General features: G+C 69.8%; 17 protein-coding genes. 13 read left to right on the top strand and 4 right to left on the bottom strand.

Annotated features, from left to right (window positions below):
- Positions 1-94 precede the first annotated feature (94 nt).
- The 10 genes from JHN63_RS14950 (at position 95) to JHN63_RS14905 (ending at position 8,847) form a co-directional block, all read left to right on the top strand.
- Positions 95-1,015: a Rossmann-like and DUF2520 domain-containing protein gene (locus JHN63_RS14950; RefSeq protein ID WP_200680638.1), complete on the top strand. Its 921-nt coding sequence runs from the start codon at positions 95-97 to the stop codon at positions 1,013-1,015.
- Positions 1,012-2,019 (top strand): pantoate--beta-alanine ligase, encoded by a 1,008-nt coding sequence (gene panC / locus JHN63_RS14945; RefSeq protein WP_200680636.1) that lies wholly within the window; start codon positions 1,012-1,014, stop codon positions 2,017-2,019. The genes JHN63_RS14950 and panC overlap by 4 nt, the downstream gene beginning before the upstream one ends.
- Entirely contained in the window at positions 2,016-3,734 is a 1,719-nt protein-coding gene (locus tag JHN63_RS14940; protein WP_200680634.1) for an L-aspartate oxidase, read from the top strand. Before panC ends, JHN63_RS14940 begins: the two co-directional genes overlap by 4 nt.
- 5 nt (positions 3,735-3,739) lie before the next feature.
- Positions 3,740-4,717 (top strand): carboxylating nicotinate-nucleotide diphosphorylase, encoded by a 978-nt coding sequence (gene nadC, locus JHN63_RS14935; protein WP_200680632.1) that lies wholly within the window; start codon positions 3,740-3,742, stop codon positions 4,715-4,717.
- Positions 4,718-4,719: 2 nt separating this feature from the next.
- Positions 4,720-5,517 carry a type III pantothenate kinase gene (locus JHN63_RS14930; protein WP_200680630.1) on the top strand — a complete coding sequence of 266 codons (798 nt, stop codon included), beginning with the start codon at positions 4,720-4,722 and terminating at the stop codon, positions 5,515-5,517.
- 842 nt (positions 5,518-6,359) lie between these two features.
- On the top strand, positions 6,360-6,983 hold the full coding sequence (locus JHN63_RS14925; RefSeq protein WP_200680684.1) for a hypothetical protein: 624 nt from the start codon (positions 6,360-6,362) through the stop codon (positions 6,981-6,983).
- 47 nt (positions 6,984-7,030) lie between these two features.
- A complete protein-coding gene (locus JHN63_RS14920; protein ID WP_019064252.1) occupies positions 7,031-7,210 on the top strand; it encodes a hypothetical protein in 180 nt (59 codons plus the stop codon).
- Positions 7,211-7,330: 120 nt separating this feature from the next.
- Entirely contained in the window at positions 7,331-7,744 is a 414-nt protein-coding gene (locus tag JHN63_RS14915; protein ID WP_200680628.1) for a BlaI/MecI/CopY family transcriptional regulator, read from the top strand.
- Positions 7,745-7,753: 9 nt separating this feature from the next.
- Complete coding sequence (locus tag JHN63_RS14910; protein ID WP_019064250.1) at positions 7,754-8,287, top strand: amino-acid N-acetyltransferase; 534 nt, start codon at positions 7,754-7,756, stop codon at positions 8,285-8,287.
- A 224-nt stretch (positions 8,288-8,511) separates the two neighbouring features.
- Entirely contained in the window at positions 8,512-8,847 is a 336-nt protein-coding gene (locus tag JHN63_RS14905; protein WP_043685387.1) for an Lsr2 family protein, read from the top strand.
- Here the strand turns inward: JHN63_RS14905 and JHN63_RS14900 are convergent.
- Positions 8,826-9,479: an SCO3374 family protein gene (locus tag JHN63_RS14900; protein WP_200680626.1), complete on the bottom strand. Its 654-nt coding sequence runs from the start codon at positions 9,477-9,479 to the stop codon at positions 8,826-8,828. The genes JHN63_RS14905 and JHN63_RS14900 overlap by 22 nt on opposite strands.
- Before the next feature lie 442 nt (positions 9,480-9,921).
- Between JHN63_RS14900 and JHN63_RS14895 the strand changes: the two genes are divergently transcribed.
- Positions 9,922-12,453 (top strand): ATP-dependent Clp protease ATP-binding subunit, encoded by a 2,532-nt coding sequence (locus JHN63_RS14895; protein ID WP_200680624.1) that lies wholly within the window; start codon positions 9,922-9,924, stop codon positions 12,451-12,453.
- A gap of 81 nt (positions 12,454-12,534) precedes the next feature.
- On the opposite strand, the gene JHN63_RS14890 is transcribed toward JHN63_RS14895, so the two are convergent.
- On the bottom strand, positions 12,535-15,576 hold the full coding sequence (locus JHN63_RS14890; protein ID WP_200680622.1) for an NACHT domain-containing NTPase: 3,042 nt from the start codon (positions 15,574-15,576) through the stop codon (positions 12,535-12,537).
- A gap of 65 nt (positions 15,577-15,641) precedes the next feature.
- Positions 15,642-16,259, bottom strand: coding sequence for an HAD family acid phosphatase (locus tag JHN63_RS14885; RefSeq protein ID WP_200680620.1), 618 nt, complete (start codon positions 16,257-16,259; stop codon positions 15,642-15,644).
- A 504-nt stretch (positions 16,260-16,763) separates the two neighbouring features.
- On the opposite strand from JHN63_RS14885, the gene JHN63_RS14880 reads away from it, so the two are divergent.
- Positions 16,764-17,348: a M23 family metallopeptidase gene (locus tag JHN63_RS14880; protein WP_200680618.1), complete on the top strand. Its 585-nt coding sequence runs from the start codon at positions 16,764-16,766 to the stop codon at positions 17,346-17,348.
- Between the two features lie 7 nt (positions 17,349-17,355).
- Here JHN63_RS14880 and JHN63_RS14875 read toward each other — a convergent pair whose 3' ends face one another.
- Complete coding sequence (locus JHN63_RS14875; protein ID WP_200680616.1) at positions 17,356-17,967, bottom strand: TetR/AcrR family transcriptional regulator; 612 nt, start codon at positions 17,965-17,967, stop codon at positions 17,356-17,358.
- A gap of 128 nt (positions 17,968-18,095) precedes the next feature.
- Between JHN63_RS14875 and JHN63_RS14870 the strand changes: the two genes are divergently transcribed.
- The coding region (locus JHN63_RS14870) for an MDR family MFS transporter (RefSeq protein ID WP_234476823.1) at positions 18,096-19,757 on the top strand (1,662 nt) is incomplete at its 3' end.

Here is a 19,757-nt window from a genome sequence, read left to right as displayed (position 1 = left end):
GTGGACAACCGGACGCCCCTCGAACCGATCGCGTTAACATGACGAGAAATCGTCCGGTACCCGGAGCGGACTGGAACGGGAAGGCCGCCGTCGCGTGAGTACATTCCAACAGCCAGAGCCCAAGGACCGCCCCGCGCGGCTCGCCGTCGGTGTCGTCGGCGCCGGCCGGGTGGGCCCCGCGCTGGCCGCCTCGCTCCAACTGGCCGGGCACCGCCCGGTGGCCGTCTCCGGAGTGTCCGACGCGTCCAGGCGACGGGCCGCGCTGCTGCTCCCCGATGTGCCGGTCGTCCCGCCCGCGCAGGTCCTGGAGCGCTCCGACCTGGTCCTGCTGACCGTCCCGGACGACGCCCTGCCCGGCCTCGTGGAGGGCCTCGCCGAGACCGGCGCCGTACGCCCCGGGCAGCTCCTCGTGCACACCTCCGGGCGGTACGGCGCTAAGGTCCTGGACCCCGCTCTGCGCGTCGGCGCGCTCCCGCTGGCCCTGCACCCCGCGATGACCTTCACGGGCACTCCTGTGGACGTCCAGCGGCTCGCCGGGTGCTCCTTCGGGGTCACCGCGCCCGAGGAGCTGCGGCTGGCCGCCGAGGCCCTGGTGATCGAGATGGGCGGCGAGCCCGAGTGGATCGCCGAGGAGAGCCGCCCGCTCTACCACGCGGCCCTCGCGCTGGGCGCCAACCACCTGGTGACCCTGGTCGCCGAGTCCATGGAGCTGTTGCGCACGGCCGGCGTCGAGGCCCCCGACCGGATGCTCGGCCCGCTGCTGGGCGCCGCCCTGGACAACGCCCTGCGCTCCGGTGACGCGGCGCTGACCGGCCCCGTCGCGCGCGGGGACGCGGGCACCGTGGCCGCGCACGTCACCGAGTTGCGCAAGCACGCCCCGCAGACCGTCGCCGGTTATCTGGCGATGGCCCGCGCGACCGCCGACCGGGCTCTGGCCCACGGGCTGCTCAAGCCGGAACTCGCCGAGGACCTCCTCGGAGTGCTCGCCAACGGCGCCGAGGGAGATGCCGGATGACCACCACCCTGCTGCGCACCGCCGACGAACTGCACGCACGCACGCGTGCGGGCCGTCGCGCCGTCGTCATGACGATGGGCGCCCTGCACGAGGGCCACGCCACGCTGGTCCGCACCGCGCGCGAGATCGCCGGCCCGGACGGCGAGGTCGTCGTCACCGTCTTCGTGAACCCGCTGCAGTTCGGCGAGGGCGAGGACCTCGACCGCTACCCGCGCACCCTGGACGCCGACCTCAAGATCGCCGAACTCGCGGGCGCGGACGCCGTGTTCGCGCCCTCCGTGGAGGAGGTCTACCCCGGCGGCGAACCCCAGGTGCGCATCTCGGCGGGCCCCATGGGCGAACGCCTGGAGGGCGCGGTCCGCCCCGGGCACTTCGACGGCATGCTCACCGTCGTCGCCAAGCTGCTGCACCTCACCCGCCCCGACATCGCCCTGTTCGGCCAGAAGGACGCGCAGCAACTCGCCCTGATCCGCCGCATGGTGCGCGACCTGAACTTCGGCACGGAGATCGTCGGCGTGCCCACCGTGCGCGAGGCCGACGGCCTGGCCCTGTCCAGCCGCAACCGCTATCTGTCCCCCCAGGAGCGGCGTACCGCACTGGCCCTCTCGCAGGCCCTGTTCGCGGGCCGCGACCGGCACGCCGCCCAGGAGGCGCTGCGCGCGCGGGCCCGCGAGGTGCCCGCCACGCACGCGCGTGCCGAGGCGCTCAGTGCCATCGGGGAGTCCCGCGCGGCGGCCGACGCGCACGCCGTCGCCAAGGCCGCCCCCGGCCCCGGAGGTCCGGCGTCCGTCCGCGCCGCCGCCCGCCTGGTCCTCGACGACGCCGCCCGCCTCGACCCGCCCCTCGCCCTGGACTACCTCGCCCTGGTCGACCCGTCCGACTTCACCGACGTGGACGGGGACTTCACCGGTGAGGCCGTCCTCGCCGTAGCCGCCCGGGTCGGGACGACCCGGCTGATCGACAACATCCCACTCGCTTTCGGAACCTTCGGAGCCGCCTCGTGACCAGCACAGGCATACGACTGCACGCGCCCGCCCCCGGGTGGTCCATCGACGCGGACGTGGTGGTCGTCGGCTCCGGAGTGGCCGGCCTGACCGCGGCCCTGCGCTGCGAGGCGGCCGGGCTGCGGACGGTCGTCGTCACCAAGGCCCGCCTCGACGACGGCTCCACCCGCTGGGCCCAGGGCGGTATCGCCGCGGCCCTCGGGGAGGGCGACACCCCCGAACAGCACCTGGACGACACCCTGGTGGCCGGCGCGGGCCTGTGCGACGAGGAGGCCGTACGGATCCTCGTCACCGAGGGTCCCGACGCCGTACGGCGGCTCATCGAGACGGGCGCCCACTTCGACGAGTCCTCCGAAGGCGGACTGGAGCTGGCCCGCGAGGGCGGTCACCACCGGCGCCGTATCGCGCACGCGGGCGGCGACGCGACCGGCGCGGAGGTCTCCCGGGCGCTCGTCGAGGCCGTACACGCGCGTGGCCTGCGCACGATCGAGAACGCGCTCGTCCTCGACCTCCTGACGGACGCCGACGGCCGTACCGCGGGCGTCACCCTGCACGTCATGGGCGAGGGCCAGCACGACGGTGTGGGCGCCGTGCACGCGCCCGCCGTGGTTCTCGCGACCGGCGGCATGGGGCAGGTGTTCTCCGCGACCACCAACCCGTCCGTGTCGACCGGTGACGGGGTCGCACTCGCCCTCCGCGCGGGCGCCGAGGTCTCCGACCTGGAGTTCGTGCAGTTCCACCCCACCGTGCTCTTCCTCGGCGCCGACGCGGAGGGCCAGCAGCCGCTCGTCTCCGAGGCGGTGCGCGGCGAGGGTGCCCACCTGGTCGACGCCGACGGCGTGCGCTTCATGGTGGGCCAGCACGAACTGGCCGAGCTGGCGCCCCGGGACATCGTCGCCAAGGGCATCATGCGGCGCATGCAGGAGCTGGACGCCGAGCACATGTTCCTGGACGCGCGGCACTTCGGCGCCGGCATGTGGGAGCACCGCTTCCCGACGATCCTCGCCGCCTGCCGCAGCCACGGCATCGACCCGGTCACCGAGCCCGTCCCGGTCGCCCCGGCCGCCCACTACGCCTCCGGGGGCGTCCGCACCGATTCCCGGGGCCGTACGACCGTCCCCGGCCTTTACGCGTGCGGGGAGGTCGCCTGCACCGGCGTGCACGGTGCGAACCGGCTGGCCTCGAACTCCCTCCTCGAAGGCCTCGTCTACGCCGAGCGCATCGTCGCCGACGTCACCGCGAGCCAGGCCGAAGCCGCCCTCCACGCGCGTGTGCCCGAACCGGTCCCGCACCCCCAGAAGCCCGCGCACCCGCTGCTCGCCCCCGAGGCCCGCTTCGCGATCCAGCGGATCATGACCGAGGGCGCGGGCGTCCTGCGCTCCGCCGACTCCCTCGCCAAGGCCGCCGGACAGCTCCAGCAGCTGCACACCGAAGCCCGCGACGCCCTCGACGAGAACGGCAAGACCGCCGAGCCCGGCGTCGACACCTGGGAGGCCACCAACCTCCTGTGCGTGGCCCGCGTCCTGGTCACCGCCGCAGCCCAGCGCGAGGAGACCCGCGGCTGCCACTGGCGCGAGGACCACGCCGAGCGCGACGACAGCGCATGGCGCCGCCACATCGTCGTACGGCTGAATCCCGATCGCACGCTGGCCGTACACACCACGGACACCGCAGACTTCCCCCCGACCCGGCAGCACCGTCCCCAGGAGCAGTGACAGAAGTGAGCACCCACGACCTTCCCCTCGCCGACAGCGGTGGCTGCGGTGACGGCTGTGCCTGCGGCGCGGGCGCCGACCTGGAGTACCTGGAGTGCGGCCTCGACCCCGCGCTCGCCGAGCTCCTGGCCGACGCCGGACTCGACCCCCTGGAGGTCGAGGACATCGCCAATGTCGCCATCCAGGAGGACCTGGCCCACGGCGTCGACGTGACGACGGTGGCGACCATCCCCGAAGAGGCCGTCGCCACGGCCGACTTCACCGCGCGTGAGGCCGGTGTCGTGGCGGGCCTCAGGGTCGCCGAAGCGGTGGTCTCCGTGGTCTGCACCGACGAGTTCGAGGTCGAGCGGCATGTGGAGGACGGCGACCTTGTGGAGGCCGGACAGAAGCTCCTGTCGGTCACCACGCGCACGCGCGACCTGCTGACCGCCGAGCGCAGCGCCCTCAACCTCCTGTGCCGCCTCTCCGGTATCGCGACCGCCACGCGCGCGTGGGCCGACGCCCTGGAGGGCACGCGGACGAAGGTCCGCGACACCCGTAAGACGACGCCCGGGCTGCGCGCCCTGGAGAAGTACGCGGTCCGCTGCGGCGGCGGGGTCAACCACCGCATGTCCCTCTCGGACGCGGCCCTCGTCAAGGACAACCACGTGGTCGCCGCGGGCGGCGTCGCCCAGGCCTTCAAGGCCGTACGGGAGGCGTTCCCGGACGTGGCGATCGAGGTCGAGGTCGACACCCTGCACCAGCTCCGTGAGGTCCTGGATGCGGGCGCGGACCTGATCCTGCTGGACAACTTCACGCCCGAGGAGTGCGCGGAAGCCGTCGGCATCGTCCACGGCCGTGCCGCCCTGGAGGCTTCGGGACGGCTCACCCTGGACAACGCCAAGGTGTACGCCGACACCGGGGTGGACTATCTCGCCGTAGGCGCCCTGACCCACTCCGCGCCGATCCTGGACATCGGCCTCGACCTCCGTGAGGCGCAGTAGTCATGCTCCTCACGATCGACGTGGGCAACACGCACACCGTCCTGGGTCTGTTCGACGGCGAGGAGATCATCGAACACTGGCGCATCTCCACGGACGCGCGCCGCACCGCCGACGAACTCGCCGTACTCCTCCAGGGCCTGATGGGCATGCACCCGCTCCTCGGAGAGGAGCTGGGCGACGGCATCGACGGCATCGCGATCTGCGCCACCGTGCCGTCCGTCCTGCACGAACTGCGCGAGGTGACCCGCCGCTACTACGGCGACGTGCCCGCCGTCCTCGTCGAACCCGGCGTCAAGACCGGTGTCCCGATCCTGACCGACAACCCCAAGGAGGTCGGCGCGGACCGCATCATTAACGCGGTCGCCGCGGTCGAGCTCTACGGGGGTCCCGCGATCGTCGTCGACTTCGGTACGGCGACCACGTTCGACGCGGTCTCCGCGCGCGGGGAGTACATCGGCGGCGTCATCGCCCCCGGCATCGAGATCTCGGTCGAGGCGCTCGGCGTCAAGGGCGCCCAGCTCCGCAAGATCGAGGTCGCCCGCCCGCGCAGCGTGATCGGCAAGAATACGGTCGAGGCGATGCAGTCGGGCATCGTCTACGGCTTCGCCGGCCAGGTCGACGGCGTCGTCACCCGCATGGCCAAGGAACTGGCCGACGACCCGGAGGACGTCACCGTGATCGCCACCGGCGGCCTCGCCCCGATGGTCCTGGGCGAGGCCTCGGTGATCGACGAACACGAGCCCTGGCTGACCCTGATCGGCCTACGACTGGTCTACGAGCGGAACGTCTCCCGGATGTGACCCGGCGCGTCGGTGCGCACGAGGCTGCCTGCTGCCAGGCGGCGCCCCGCCCCCGCCAACGCTGCTCAGGCGCGCCGGCCCGGTGCCGTAGCGCCTGACGGCGGCGGCCGGGCGCGGCGGAGCCGTAGTCCTGGCGGGCGGCGCCCTGTGGTGGCGTTGCTCAGGCGGGCGCCTGCGAGGTTCGGGCGCCGGGGTGTCATCGCGTCTGACAGCAGCTCCCGCGCGCGGGACAGAGCCGTCGTGCGGGGTGGGCGACGCCCCGCCGGCCTCGCTCATCCGCGTCCGCGGGTGCCGTCCTTTCGCCCGCAGGGCGTCGTCGCGCTCGACAGGGCTGCCGCGCCGTAGTGCCCCCAGGGGGCGTCCGGCCCCTGGCCCCGCTCACGCCCGCCCACGGGGGTCGCCGCTGCTTTCCGCCCGCACAGGGTGTTCCCGCGCTCGACGGCGCTGCCGCGTGCGCGACGGGGCCGTAGACCCGCCGGGCCGGCGTCCGGACGCTTAGTCGTCACTCAGGCGCACACCTGCAAGGTGCCGCCGCCGCTTCCGCCCACAGGGTGCCGCCCCGCCCGACGCACACGCGACGAAGCCCTGGTACCGGCCGTCGTGCGTCGCCCGCGAGATGACCGGCGTCGCCCGCCTCCCCAGGGCGTCGCCGCCCCCGACGACAGCTGCCGCGCGCGACGGAGTCGTAGCACCCGGTCGTGGTCCGGCTCCCCGTGCCCACCGGAGGTCCCGATGCCCGCCCCCGGGCGAAATCCCCGCGCCACACCCACCCCCTATGTCGAATTTGTCTGATTAGCGCGTATCGTCGGCGCATGCCCACGCCATACGGATCCCGCGGCGGCATGGCGTTCGGTGCGGAGGAGCTGCGTGTGCTCCGTCGCGCTCTCGCCCTCGCCCTCCAGCCCAGAACCGCCTCGGCCGAGGACGTCCAGGACTGTCTCCGGCTCGCCGAATCGCTCGACGAGGCGGTACGTGAGGGAGTCCGGCTGCGCGCCTTCCTGGTCGCCGACCTCGCTCGCTATCGCGCCGCCCTACCAGGCACCACCGCCGGGTACCTCACCCTCCTGGAGGAGGCGCTCGGTGCCGGGTACCGTCCGGACGTCGACGACCTCTCCGCCCTGCGGGCGCTGCGCGGCAACCCGTCCGCCGCCGTGCTCCTGGACCGCTGCCTCACCCTCGCCGAACAGGACGTACGCGCGCGTCTGGCCCGTCGTGCGACAGCCCGGCCCGTCGCCCCGACCGTCCCCGCCTCGCGCACCCGTCTCCTGGCGCTCCCCGGAGGCCTCTCGCCGGTCGGCGAGGACGCCAAGGAGCCGGTGCGCAAGCCCGTGGAGCGGCCGGCGCCGACGCCCGCGCCCGCCGCGCCCAAGCCGTCCCGGCCGGTCCCCACCCCGGGCGAGGTCTTCCCGCGGCGCAAACCGGCACCGCCCCCCACGAACCCGCCGCAGCAACTCGCGGCCGGCTGAACCGACCCCGCCCCGTCCTCCCGGGGGCCCGTGGCTACTCTGGAGACATGGACTATGTCTCCGCGCTCGTGCCCCCGGTCGTCATGGCCGTGTTCTTCATCGGACTGATCCGGGTCATCGTGAAGACCCAGGGCGGAGCCATGAAGGCCAAGGAGGACGCGGCCGTCGACGCCGCCATCGCGCGCGCGGAGAGCGCCCGCCAGGCCACGTCGACCACCGACGCCTGAACCTTCCCCTTTCGGCGGCGCCTTCCAGGGCGTACGACTCCCGCACGCACGCGCGTGCTTTCCGAGTCGTACGCCCTTTTTGTTCCTTTTCCACTATGGTTCTGAGCTGTGCCTCGCCCATTGGGAGAACTCGAAGACTCGGTCATGACGCGGGTGTGGAAGTGGAACCGCCCGGTGACCGTTCGAGAAGTCCTGGAAGACCTTCGGCAGGAACGGTCCATCGCGTACACCACGGTGATGACCGTTTTGGACAATCTCCATCAGAAGGGCTGGGTACGTCGGGAGGCGGAAGGCCGGGCCTATCGATATGAGGCGGTCTCCACACGAGCCGCCTACTCCGCCGCCCTGATGAACGACGCCTGGTCCCAGAGCGACAACCCCGCGGCCGCTCTCGTCGCCTTCTTCGGGATGATGAGCGACGAACAGCGCGAGGCCCTGCGCAGCGCCGTACGCATCGTCCAGGGACCGGAAACACCCGAACCCGCGGACGGCGTCCAGAACCCCGGCTCCGCGCCCTCGGGCGGCGGGCGATAGCGTCCGCTCATGTCAGCAGAGCACCCCGAAGTCACCGCGAAAGCCATCACCGTCCGGCGGGCCCGGACCGGCGATGTCGAGGCGGTGCGCCGACTCCTTGACGCCTACGTCCGCGGTCGCATCCTGCTCGACAAAGCGACGGTGACTCTTTACGAGGACATCCAGGAGTTCTGGGTCGCCGAACGGGACGACAACGCCGAGGTCGTCGGCTGCGGGGCACTGCATGTCATGTGGGAAGACCTCGCGGAAGTCCGCACTCTCGCGGTGAAGCCGGGCTTGAAGGGTGCCGGTGTAGGTCATCAGTTGCTGGAGAAGTTGCTGCACACGGCCCGTTGGCTAGGCGTTCGTCGCGTTTTCTGTCTCACCTTCGAAGTGGACTTCTTCTCGAAGCACGGCTTCGTGGAGATCGGTGAGACACCGGTCGACACCGATGTCTACGCGGAGCTGTTGCGTTCCTATGACGAGGGCGTGGCGGAGTTCCTCGGGCTCGAACGAGTGAAACCGAACACCTTGGGCAACAGCCGGATGCTTCTGCATCTGTGATCGCGGCCCTCAATTCGGCCGACCCGCCCTGCCCAGGTTCCCTATGTCCGAAACGCGCATCTTTCTGGGCGGGGGAGGTCACTCGGTCTCTCCCAGGGGTTTGTGTTTTTCCAGCAAAAGCGGTTTGCTTTCCGACGTACTGCAGTACTGCATATAACAGGGGACGGCGAAACGGCGGACGCCGCAGACCCCAGACCCGCAAGTAATCGATGAAAGGAAATCCGGTGGCACAGAAGGTTCAGGTCCTTCTTGTCGATGACCTCGACGGCGGCGAGGCGGACGAGACGGTGACGTTCGCGCTGGACGGCAAGACGTACGAGATCGATCTCACCACCGCGAATGCGGACAAGCTCCGTGGACTTCTCGAGGCTTACGTGAAGGGCGGGCGCCGTACCGGTGGCCGTGCTTCGGGTGGTCGCGGAAAGGCACGCGCCGCTACGGGTGGCAGCCAGGACACCGCGCAGATTCGCGCATGGGCCAAGGAGAACGGCCACGACGTGAACGACCGCGGTCGTGTTCCCGCGGCCATTCGCGAGGCCTACGAGAAGGCCAACGGCTGAGCGCACGAGCGCCGCAGCCGTACCCGGTGGCACTGAGTGGCCACCGTGTCCACAAGTCGTACGAGATCAGGGGTGTTCCCTACGCCCCCCACGGCCGGCATCGCCGGCAGCGAGGCTTCGACCTCGCACCCCGGCTCGGGGGGTCGCAGCCACACGGCGGCCCCCTGCAAGGGACGGGAGCCGCTCGCGGGAAGCGGTTGCCCCTTCGCGTTCACGGGCCCCGCGCCGGGCCGCGGCGCCCCTGCCGGCCTCGCCCCGGGGAGCGACGGCGCCTCCATGTGCCCGTCCGCGCCGAGCGCCACCAGATCCAGCGTCGGCGCCAGGGCGCCCCACTCCAGCCAGTCCAGCAGCCCCGGAAGCTCCTCCGCGCTGCCCGCGGCCACCAGCAGCCGCATCCGGTCGCCCCGTACGGCCACCGGTGAGTCCGGCCCCAGCCGCCACAGCGCCGCGACGCCGGCCTCGACCGGCACGTCCAGGACGTCGAACCGCAGACCCGTGACGAGCCGCAGCGGCTCTCCGGGCACCGTGCGCCACCCCAGTTCGTTCTCGTACCAGTGCCGCCGACCGTCGTCCGGATCGGGCGGGCGGCGGGGGAGCGGGACCGTGGCGATAGGGGGGACTGTGCCAACCATGCCAAGAGCAACCGTCGAAGCGGGCCGGGAGTTACGCTGGGTGGTCCGACGAATGCGCTGGGTGCGGGAAATCGGGGTGTTCGGGGGTGCGGAGCCGCGCAAGGTTGTTCGCCCGTAGCGGAGGGAACCGGTGCGAACGGCATGGAGTGTCCGTCCGTACGGGTAAGACAATCCCTAGTGGGAGGGGGCGACACGCAGAAAAGGGCGTCTCACGTTCGCCATCGGCGTACTCATGGTGAGGGTAACTGCCTGGCCTGCGGGAACATCGTCTCGCACCATCAGGTTGGAGCAGATGTCGGCGTTCGGGTTCAGGAGGCAGTGTTGGTTCTCGGTCCGGTGTCGGCAGTTGGAATGAGCGGTCCCCGCTTGCGGGACTAAGCTGCGGAAGGACAGGGAGGGGAGCGTCCCCTTACTGCCTGACCGCTCTGAGGAGCGATTAACGATGTTCGAGAGGTTCACCGACCGCGCGCGGCGGGTTGTCGTCCTGGCTCAGGAAGAAGCCCGGATGCTCAACCACAACTACATCGGCACCGAGCACATCCTCCTGGGTCTCATCCACGAGGGTGAGGGTGTCGCCGCTAAGGCCCTGGAGAGCCTCGGGATTTCGCTCGAGGCGGTCCGCCAGCAGGTGGAGGAGATCATCGGGCAGGGGCAGCAGGCCCCGTCCGGGCACATCCCCTTCACCCCCCGTGCCAAGAAGGTCCTGGAGCTGTCGCTCCGCGAGGCCCTTCAGCTGGGCCACAACTACATCGGCACGGAGCACATCCTGCTCGGCCTGATCCGTGAGGGCGAGGGCGTCGCCGCCCAGGTCCTGGTCAAGCTGGGCGCTGATCTCAACCGTGTGCGGCAGCAGGTGATCCAGCTGCTCTCCGGTTACCAGCAGGGCAAGGAGACCGCCACCGCCGGCGGCCCCGCGGAGGGCACCCCCTCGACGTCCCTGGTCCTCGACCAGTTCGGCCGGAACCTCACCCAGGCCGCTCGTGAGTCCAAGCTCGACCCGGTCATCGGGCGCGAGAAGGAGATCGAGCGGGTCATGCAGGTGCTGTCCCGCCGTACGAAGAACAACCCGGTCCTGATCGGTGAGCCCGGCGTCGGCAAGACCGCCGTCGTCGAGGGCCTCGCCCAGGCCATCGTCAAGGGCGAGGTGCCCGAGACCCTCAAGGACAAGCACCTCTACACCCTGGACCTCGGCGCGCTGGTCGCCGGCTCCCGCTACCGCGGTGACTTCGAGGAGCGCCTGAAGAAGGTCCTCAAGGAGATCCGCACCCGCGGCGACATCATCCTGTTCATCGACGAGCTGCACACGCTGGTCGGTGCGGGTGCCGCCGAGGGCGCCATCGACGCCGCTTCGATCCTGAAGCCGATGCTGGCCCGCGGTGAGCTCCAGACCATCGGTGCGACGACGCTGGACGAGTACCGCAAGCACCTGGAGAAGGACGCCGCTCTCGAGCGCCGCTTCCAGCCCATCCAGGTCGCGGAGCCGTCCCTGCCGCACACCATCGAGATCCTCAAGGGTCTGCGCGACCGGTACGAGGCCCACCACCGTGTCTCCATCACGGACGAGGCGCTCGTGCAGGCCGCCACGCTGGCCGACCGGTACATCTCGGACCGCTTCCTGCCGGACAAGGCGATCGACCTGATCGACGAGGCCGGCTCCCGGATGCGCATCCGCCGGATGACCGCGCCGCCGGACCTCCGCGAGTTCGACGAGAAGATCGCCGGCGTCCGCCGCGACAAGGAGTCCGCGATCGACTCGCAGGACTTCGAGAAGGCCGCCTCCCTCCGCGACAAGGAGAAGCAGCTCCTGGCCGCCAAGGCCAAGCGGGAGAAGGAGTGGAAGGCCGGCGACATGGACGTCGTCGCCGAGGTCGACGGCGAGCTGATCGCCGAGGTCCTCGCGACCGCCACGGGCATCCCGGTCTTCAAGCTGACCGAGGAGGAGTCCTCGCGTCTGCTGCGCATGGAGGACGAGCTCCACAAGCGGGTCATCGGCCAGAAGGACGCCGTCAAGGCGCTCTCGAAGGCGATCCGTCGTACGCGTGCGGGCCTCAAGGACCCGAAGCGTCCCGGTGGATCGTTCATCTTCGCCGGCCCGTCCGGTGTCGGTAAGACCGAGCTGTCCAAGGCGCTCGCCGAGTTCCTCTTCGGTGACGAGGACGCGCTGATCTCCCTCGACATGTCGGAGTTCAGCGAGAAGCACACGGTGTCGCGGCTCTTCGGTTCGCCCCCCGGATACGTGGGCTACGAAGAGGGCGGCCAGCTGACGGAGAAGGTCCGCCGCAAGCCGTTCTCGGTCGTCCTCTTCGACGAGGTCGAGAAGGCCCACCCGGACATCTTCAACTCGCTGCTGCAGATCCTGGAGGACGGTCGTCTGACCGACTCCCAGGGCCGGGTCGTGGACTTCAAGAACACGGTCATCATCATGACGACCAACCTCGGCACGCGGGACATCTCCAAGGGCTTCAACCTGGGCTTCGCGGCCACGGGCGACACGAAGTCCAACTACGAGCGCATGAAGAACAAGGTCTCGGACGAGCTCAAGCAGCACTTCCGCCCCGAGTTCCTCAACCGTGTGGACGACGTCGTCGTCTTCCCGCAGCTCACCCAGGCCGACATCCTCCAGATCGTCGACCTCATGGTCGGCAAGGTGGACGAGCGCCTCAAGGACCGGGACATGGGCATCGAGCTCTCCTCGGCCGCCAAGGAGCTCCTCTCCAAGAAGGGTTACGACCCCGTCCTGGGCGCGCGTCCGCTGCGGCGCACGATCCAGCGCGAGATCGAGGACACCCTCTCGGAGAAGATCCTCTTCGGCGAACTGCGTCCCGGCCACATCGTGGTCGTCGACGTGGAGGGCGAGGGCGAGGCGAAGACCTTCACCTTCCGGGGTGAGGAGAAGTCGGCGCTTCCCGATGTGCCGCCGATCGAGGATGCCGCCGCTGGTGGCGCGGGTCCGAATTTGAGCAAGGAGGCGTAAGACCCAGCGGTTCGGGTTTTACGGCTGCGAAAGGGGCCGGTGCTTTTGGCACCGGCCCCTTTCGCGTGTCCGGGGGTGGGGTCAGAGGCGGTCGTCGGTTACTTCGGCGGTGCGGAAGATTTCGGCATAGAGATCGAGGGAGGTACTGACGCCGCTATACGTGTCGACGGTCAGCGTGCGCAGGCTTGGGAGACGGGAGGCGAGTTTGCTGAGCTGATCCTGATTCCTGGGCTGGTCAGGAAGGCGGAGGAGCTGGACGGAGGGCAGTTCCGGCATGACCTCCACGGCGTAGCCGTCGAGGTTCCCGTTCAGGACGAGGGCCCGCAGGGCGGGGAGGCGGTTCACTTCCTGCCAGTCCCTTGCACCTAGGGGTGTGCTCGGCGCGTTGAGTCTGAGCGTGGTGACGGTAGGCCAGCATTCCAGACCGCGCAGGCCGGTGGAGGACAGCGTGCGCCAGCCCAGATCTAGGAGCTCTAGGGCCGCGTCTGTGGGCAGGTAGTCAGGAAGGCGCCTGCCCTCTGGGAACGACTGATCTAGGGAGAGCTGGATAAGCCCGTCCAATGCTCGTAGGCCTGACGGGTCGGCAACGTGGTTGAACGTCAGGCTGGTGAGGGGTAGTTCAGACAATCTGTCGAGATCCCGGACTTCGTAGCAGCTCCGCAGCCACAGTCCGCTCAAAGATCTGAAGGGCAGCAGCTCGTCCAGAGTGTCCACGACGCTGTTGTCCTCAAGCATCAGGATGTTGACCGCGTCCGGATCACCGATTGCATCGATGATCTCGCCCAGCCTGTACGAACCGTCGATCGTCAGCATGTGCCAAGGGCTCATCAGCCGTAGCGCGGCTAGCTGCTCGGGTGATGAGCAGACCACGAAGAGATCGTCCCGCGGCAGATGGTCGAGTACCTCGACCGCGTACTCCCGGGTGTCGAACCGGTCCCAGGTGCCCGCGAGTTGCCGCCTCACGTCGAGGGACCGATGGTCGCGGAAGCGTCGTAGCACCGCCAGCGCGCCATCGGGTTCCGCCGTGCCGAGGACCGAGGCGGTGATGGTGACGGCCCTTGCTTCCTCGTCCGTCAGCCCCTCCGGGCCCGGCAGCAGTTCCAGGACCAGCGGTCCGGCGCCTGCCAAGGCGTGCGCGTCCTCTCTCGTACGCGGCGGAATCAGCGCCGCCGCCCGCTCCTCGACCTCCGCCCGCACCCTCGGATCCAACGCCGTCGCGTGCTCCAGGCACGCCAGTGCGAGCAAGGTCAGTCGGGGCTCGTCCCGGGCCAGCAACTGCCGCAGTAGTACGACCCGTTCGCGCGGCCGGGCGTGGGCGACCGCCATCCGGATCACGTCCTCCCACTGCGTGTCGCCCGCACGGGAGATCAGGACGTCGAGGTGGCCCTCCTCCACGGCGTAGCGCGCGCCCAGGTAGTCCTGGAAGGTGCGGTGGACGAAGTCGACGACGCCATCGGCGGGTTGGCGGAGCAGGCCGCTTCGCAGCAGGAGGTCTCGCAGTACCGTCCTGGCATCGCCCTGCCCGGCGACCGTCGGCAGACACCGCTCCACGATCCCCTCGGCCGTCTCCACGTCCATCTCCGTGCGGCCACTCAACACCAGGGCGTACGCGAGGCGTTGGAGGATCTCCAGCTGAGCCTCCTCGCCCAGCTCGGCGCCCTCCAGCGCCCCCATGCCCCGCTCCCGGTCCCGGCGGGCCAGCAGCATCGTGAGGGCCGCGTCGTACAACTCCTTGCGGCCCGTGGGGAGATACCCCCTTCGTTCCCTGTGGAGGGCGCAGATCAGGCCGCACATCAGGGGGTTGGTGGCGAGGCGGGCCAAGTCCCGTTTGGTGCGCAGGGAGTCGAGGAGGGGGCCCTCGTACTCCGGGGCGTCCGCCGCCGCGTGCCAGCGCTCGACGAAGGTCTTCACCTCGGGGCGGCGCATCGGGGCCAGGGTCAGTTCGCGGAAGCCCTCGGGGGACAGCCAGTCGGGGCGTACGGCGGTGGGGCGGGAGGTGAGGAGCCAGCGGTTGCCGGGGAAGGCGCTGATCAGGGACTGGAGCCAGTCGCGGGTGCGGTGGCGGTCGGCGGCGGGGATCTCGTCCAGGCCGTCGACCAGGATCAGCGCTCGGCCGGCCGTCAGGACGCGTTCCGTCCAGCCGTCCGGTGCGGTGTGGGGGCAGCCCACCGCCGTCAAGAAGTCGGTGGGGGAGGGGAGTTGGCCGGCCCGGATGAGGGTGCGCAGGGGGAGGACGTACGGGATGCGGTCGCCGTCCCTCGCCGTTGTCACCGCCAGCCACTGCACCAGCGTCGTCTTGCCGGACCCCGCGTCGCCGCGCAGCAGCACGCGGTCGTGGGTCGACAGGGCGTCCTCGGCGGGGAGTTGGACGGTGAGGGCGGCGCCGGGGTGTTCGTCGGGGAGTCGCCGGTCCTCCGTCGCCGTCGCCTCCAGGCTCAGGTACGCCACTTCGAGGGGCCAGCGGTCGGGGGAGTCGCGGAGGTCGATGCCGTAGATGGTGATGTGGTTGTGGCGCTCGGCGACGTACGGGAGGTAGCGGCGTTCGAAGGCGCGGTCGTGGGTGCCGGGGCGTGGGGTGCGGGCGATCAACTCGTCGACGCGGGCGATCAGTTCGGACTGGGTGCGGGTCTGCTCGACGAGGGTGCGGGCGACGAAGGTGGAGCGGCGGGTGAAGAACTCCAGGATCTGGAGGCAGGCCCACTCGGTCGCCGAGTCGAGGAAGTGGCCGGCGTCGGTGGAGAGTCCGTCGGGGGCCGGGGCGCGGTGCTTCAACTGCCGTGCCAGCTCCCGATGTCCCAGGCGTACGGCCTGGATATCGTCCATGTCCAGGTCGCCGAGGGCGAGCAGGCGGCGGGCCAACGCGTCGGCCACGGCGGTCTGTTCGGCGGAACGGAAGGGGTGTTCGCCGGGGGAGTCCATCGCCTGTTGGACGAAGTGCTGGGCGAGTCTGTGGACGTCCTTGCCGTCCAGCCGCCGCTTCTCGCCCTTGAAGGAGACGAGGGAGGAGAGGCGCACCGGCTTGTCGACCAGCCCCGCGCCGGGGCCGTCCGCCACGAACAGTCTCTTCACCAGCGGTGCGATCAGGCTGGACGCCAGTTTGCCGCCGAGTACCGCGGGCTCCATCCGCCACCCCCGTAGCCGTTGGGAAACGGATGGAGCCTATCGATGATCCGGCGGTGACCGTACGACTAGGACAACTGGCCGTCGTAGTCCGGCAGTTTGAACGTCTTCTCGGCGTGGCCGCCGGAGAGGTCGGTGGCGCTGTTGCCGATGTTCGCGATGATCGTGTAGCCCTTGTTCTCGATGTCGACGCGCTGGGCTGTCTTGTAGGCGGCGACGTCCTTGAAGAGGTCGAGGAGGCCGCGCGCGTAGAGGCCGTCGACGTCGTAGCCGTCGTGTTCGAGGTTGTACTCGGTCGGCAGGTAGATGATGCCGGGGCGGGCCGTGACGAAGAACAGTGAAACGCCGTGCTCCTGGGCGTACTTGGCGACCGCGAGCACGGGCTTGTAGGCGGGCTGCGGCCAGCTGAAGCCGAAGTCCGTCTCCAGGGTGGTGTTGTCGATGTCGAAGACGATCGCCTGTTTCTCGCCGGGCTCGGTGGCCGCGATCCGCTGCTTCAGGTAGGGCAGGGCCTGGTTCATCACCGTCTGGCAGTCCGTCTGCCAGGTGGTGTAGTCGACGGCTGCGGCCGTGGCGGTGGTGCTGCTCGTCGTCGCGGCCTCCGCGGGGACGGTCAGCGCCGCGAGGGCGGCCGCGGTCACGGTGGCTGTGGCGGTACGGCGAGCCCAGGGGCGTCGTCTCGTCATGGGGTGGGGGTTCCTCTCACGTCTGTGCGGCTGCCGGTGCGGAAGGCATGCTCGCGGGCGCGGGTGGCGTGAGGGGAACCGTAAGGTTACTGGACGGTAGGTGTATAGGGGTCTGCGTCCGTGTTGCATGGGCCGGCTGCCGGAACGGCCCGTTCGAGGTAGCCCCGGTCACATTCCCCGGACCGGCGATCGCCCCGGCCGGTGACAAGCCGCACAGGCGATTCGAGGCCTACTAGGGGAGGTAGTCGCGAGCCGAGAGTCGGGCAAAAGGGACTTATTTCGTGAAACTCATGGAACCGAATGACGGATTTCACCGTCCAGGGGGCGATTCGTGACGCATGCGCGCTCTGTCAAGAAGATGGAAGTTTTGTGGTGAAGTACTAGGTTCCGTCGTAGAAGAGGGGTTTGGGGGTCCGTGGGGTCCGGGGTTACCAATGAACGTGCCATCCGGCGGCCGTATGTGTGCCGGGTGGTTTTTCTGTCCCCGTCCCCCGTGAGGTTTCGATGTTCCAGCGCGCCACGTCCCGTTCTTCCCGTACGTCTTCGCTCCGCACCCGGGTGGCCTTCCTGGCCGTCGGACTGGGGGCCACCGCCGTGCTGGGCACCGGGGTCGCGAGCGCTGCCACCACCGCGTCCGTCGCGCCGAAGGCCGTCAGCGCGAAGGCCGCCGCCTCCTGGGTCGACCCGGTGAAGAAGTACACGCTGTCCGCGACCTTCGCCCAGGCCGGCAGCATGTGGCAGTCCACCCACAGCGGTCAGGACTTCGCCGTCGCCAGCGGTACCAACGTCATGGCCGCGCACGGCGGGACCGTCGTCAAGGCCGGCGGCAACGGTGCCGGTGACGGAGCCGCGTACGGCAACGCCATCGTCATCAAGCACGGCAACGGCACCTACTCGCAGTACGCCCACCTCTCGCGCATCGACGTGAGGGTCGGCCAGGTCGTCAGCACCGGTCAGCACATCGCGCTGTCCGGCAACACCGGCAACTCCAGCGGCCCGCACCTGCACTTCGAGATCCGCACGACCGCGAACTACGGCTCGGCGATAGACCCGGTCAAGTTCCTGCGCGGCAAGGGTGTGACCGTCTGAGACGCGTCTACGACCCGTCCTGAACGGGCTTCGTCGTGCCCGCGTGGGCCTGCGTGATCATGTCGGTGGCGACCTCCAGGACGGCCTTGCGCTTGTCCTCGGGGTCGCCTTCGAGGTCCTGCACGGCGAACATGCCGGCGTGCAGCGTGAAGATCGCGCTGAGCGAGCGGACCTGGTCGACCAGGCTGGTCTCCGGGTCGATCATGATCTCCCGCAGGCCGCGCATGCGCTCCTTGAAGCGCTCGCCGATGCGCAGGTCCCGTACCGTCGCCTGGTTCTCCTGCATGAAGCGGAACAGCGGGGTCGCGCCGTCGAGCGCGACGGCGTAGCGCCGTACGATCTCCTGCTTGGTCTCCAGGGTGTGCGGCTGGTCGCGGCCCCACTCGATCAGGTCCTCGATCGGCCTGGTCAGGTCCTCGAAGATGCTGACCAGGATCTCTTCCTTGGTCTTGAAGTGGTAGTAGAGCGCCGCCTTCGTGACGTCCAGGTGCTCGGCGATCTCGCGCAGCGAGGTCTTCTCGTAGCCCTGCTCGGCGAAGAGTTCGAGCGCCACGTCCTGGATGCGCTGGCGGGTGTCTCCGCGACGTTGCCGCTTGGTGCCGTCCATGGTGCCGCCCATTCGTCTCATGCTCCAGCAAACTTACTTGACGCCCGGCTAGTTGCGGGTCTACTTTCCCTGAGTGTAGTCAACTAGCCGGGCGGCAAGTAAGTAGCCGGACGGTGGCGGTGTTCAGGGGAGTGGGAAAGATGGCGGACACACAGACGGTGGAGACCGGGCCAGGGGCGGATCCCGGGTCGGGTGCGGGTGCGGGTGCGGGTGCGGGTGCGGGTGCGGGTGCGGCCTCGGGCTCGGGTTCCGGGCCGGGCGCGGTCGCGGCGGGGGCCGGTGCGGTCGAGACAGGGGCTGACGGGAAACAGCCGAGGAGCGTGCGGGTCGTCCTGCTCGCGCTGATGATCACCATGATGCTCGCGATGCTCGACAACATGATCGTGGGTACGGCGATGCCGACGATCGTCGGTGAGCTGGGCGGGCTGGAGCATCTGTCGTGGGTCGTGACCGCGTACACGCTCGCCACGGCCAGCTCCACGCCCCTGTGGGGCAAGCTCGGTGACATGTACGGGCGCAAGGGCGCCTTCATGACCTCGATCGTGATCTTCCTGGCCGGTTCCGCGCTGAGCGGTATGGCGCAGAACATGGGGCAGTTGATCGGTTTCCGGGCCATCCAGGGTCTCGGTGCCGGTGGTCTGATGGTCGGCGTCATGGCGATCATCGGCGACCTCATCCCGCCGCGTGAGCGGGGCAAGTACCAGGGCATGATGGCCGGCGTCATGGCGCTCGCGATGATCGGCGGACCGCTGGTCGGCGGCACCATCACCGACAACTGGGGCTGGCGCTGGTCCTTCTACATCAACCTGCCGCTCGGCGTGATCGCGCTGGCCGCGATCAGTGCCGTACTGCATCTGCCGAAGAAGCGGTCGCAGGCGCGGATCGACTACCTGGGCGCCGGGCTGCTGACCGTCGGCATCACCTCGATCGTGCTCGTCACCACGTGGGGCGGTTCGCAGTACGCCTGGACCTCCGCGCGGATCATGGAACTGATCGGGCTCGGTGTGGCCGCGCTCGTCGGCTTCGTGTTCTGGCAGACCAAGGCCGCGGAGCCGGTCGTACCGCTGCACATCTTCCGCAGCCGGAACTTCACGCTGATGGCGATCATCGGCTTCATCACCGGGTTCGTGATGTTCGGGGCGACGCTGTTCCTGCCGCTGTACCAGCAGTCCGTGCAGGGCGCGTCCGCGACGAACTCCGGGTTGCTGCTGCTGCCGATGCTCGGCGCGATGCTCGTGACCTCGATGGTCGCGGGGCGGGTGACCACCAACACCGGTAAGTACAAGGTGTTCCCGGTCGTCGGCAGCGTGCTGATGGGGGTGGGTCTGTACCTGCTCTCCACCATGGACACGGATACGACCCGGGTCATGTCCGGTGTGTACATGGCGGTCGTCGGTCTCGGTATGGGCTGCCTGATGCAGATCACCATGCTGGTCGCGCAGAACAGTGTGCAGATGAAGGACATGGGCGTCGCGTCCTCCACGAGCACGCTGTCTCGTACGCTCGGTTCCTCGTTCGGTGTCGCCATCATGGGCGCGCTGTTCAACAACCGGGTCCAGGACGTCATGGCCGAGCGGGCCGGGGCGCTGGGGTCCAAGGTGACCGAGCAGTCCGCGACCTTGAACGCGGCGAGTCTGGCGAAGCTGCCGGCGGTGGCTCGGGAGGCGTATCAGCACGCGGTGTCCGCGGGTGTCCACTCGGCGTTCCTGCTGGGGGCGGTGGTGGCTGTGGTCGCGATGGTGGCCGCGGTGTTCGTGAAGGAGGTTCCGCTGAAGGGGGCGGGGCCGGCGGCCGCGGAGGGG

This window comes from Streptomyces sp. MBT65 (assembly GCF_016612545.1).
In the GTDB taxonomy this organism is placed as follows: domain Bacteria; phylum Actinomycetota; class Actinomycetes; order Streptomycetales; family Streptomycetaceae; genus Streptomyces.
The sequence above is the reverse complement of the archived record's forward strand: the minus strand, read 5'-3'. Positions and strand labels throughout refer to the sequence as shown.

Excerpts from the sequence above, each read along its gene's own strand:
- JHN63_RS14885 (WP_200680620.1), bottom strand. The coding sequence starts at position 16,259 with ATGACGAGACGACGCCCCTGGGCTCGCCGTACCGCCACAGCCACCGTG.
- JHN63_RS14920 (WP_019064252.1), top strand. The coding sequence starts at position 7,031 with ATGGACTATGTCTCCGCGCTCGTGCCCCCGGTCGTCATGGCCGTGTTC.
- JHN63_RS14875 (WP_200680616.1), bottom strand. The coding sequence starts at position 17,967 with ATGGGCGGCACCATGGACGGCACCAAGCGGCAACGTCGCGGAGACACC.
- JHN63_RS14900 (WP_200680626.1), bottom strand. The coding sequence starts at position 9,479 with ATGGTTGGCACAGTCCCCCCTATCGCCACGGTCCCGCTCCCCCGCCGC.
- JHN63_RS14925 (WP_200680684.1), top strand. The coding sequence starts at position 6,360 with ATGGCGTTCGGTGCGGAGGAGCTGCGTGTGCTCCGTCGCGCTCTCGCC.
- JHN63_RS14895 (WP_200680624.1), top strand. The coding sequence starts at position 9,922 with ATGTTCGAGAGGTTCACCGACCGCGCGCGGCGGGTTGTCGTCCTGGCT.
- panC (WP_200680636.1), top strand. The coding sequence starts at position 1,012 with ATGACCACCACCCTGCTGCGCACCGCCGACGAACTGCACGCACGCACG.
- JHN63_RS14910 (WP_019064250.1), top strand. The coding sequence starts at position 7,754 with ATGTCAGCAGAGCACCCCGAAGTCACCGCGAAAGCCATCACCGTCCGG.
- JHN63_RS14880 (WP_200680618.1), top strand. The coding sequence starts at position 16,764 with ATGTTCCAGCGCGCCACGTCCCGTTCTTCCCGTACGTCTTCGCTCCGC.
- JHN63_RS14890 (WP_200680622.1), bottom strand. The coding sequence starts at position 15,576 with ATGGAGCCCGCGGTACTCGGCGGCAAACTGGCGTCCAGCCTGATCGCA.
- JHN63_RS14930 (WP_200680630.1), top strand. The coding sequence starts at position 4,720 with ATGCTCCTCACGATCGACGTGGGCAACACGCACACCGTCCTGGGTCTG.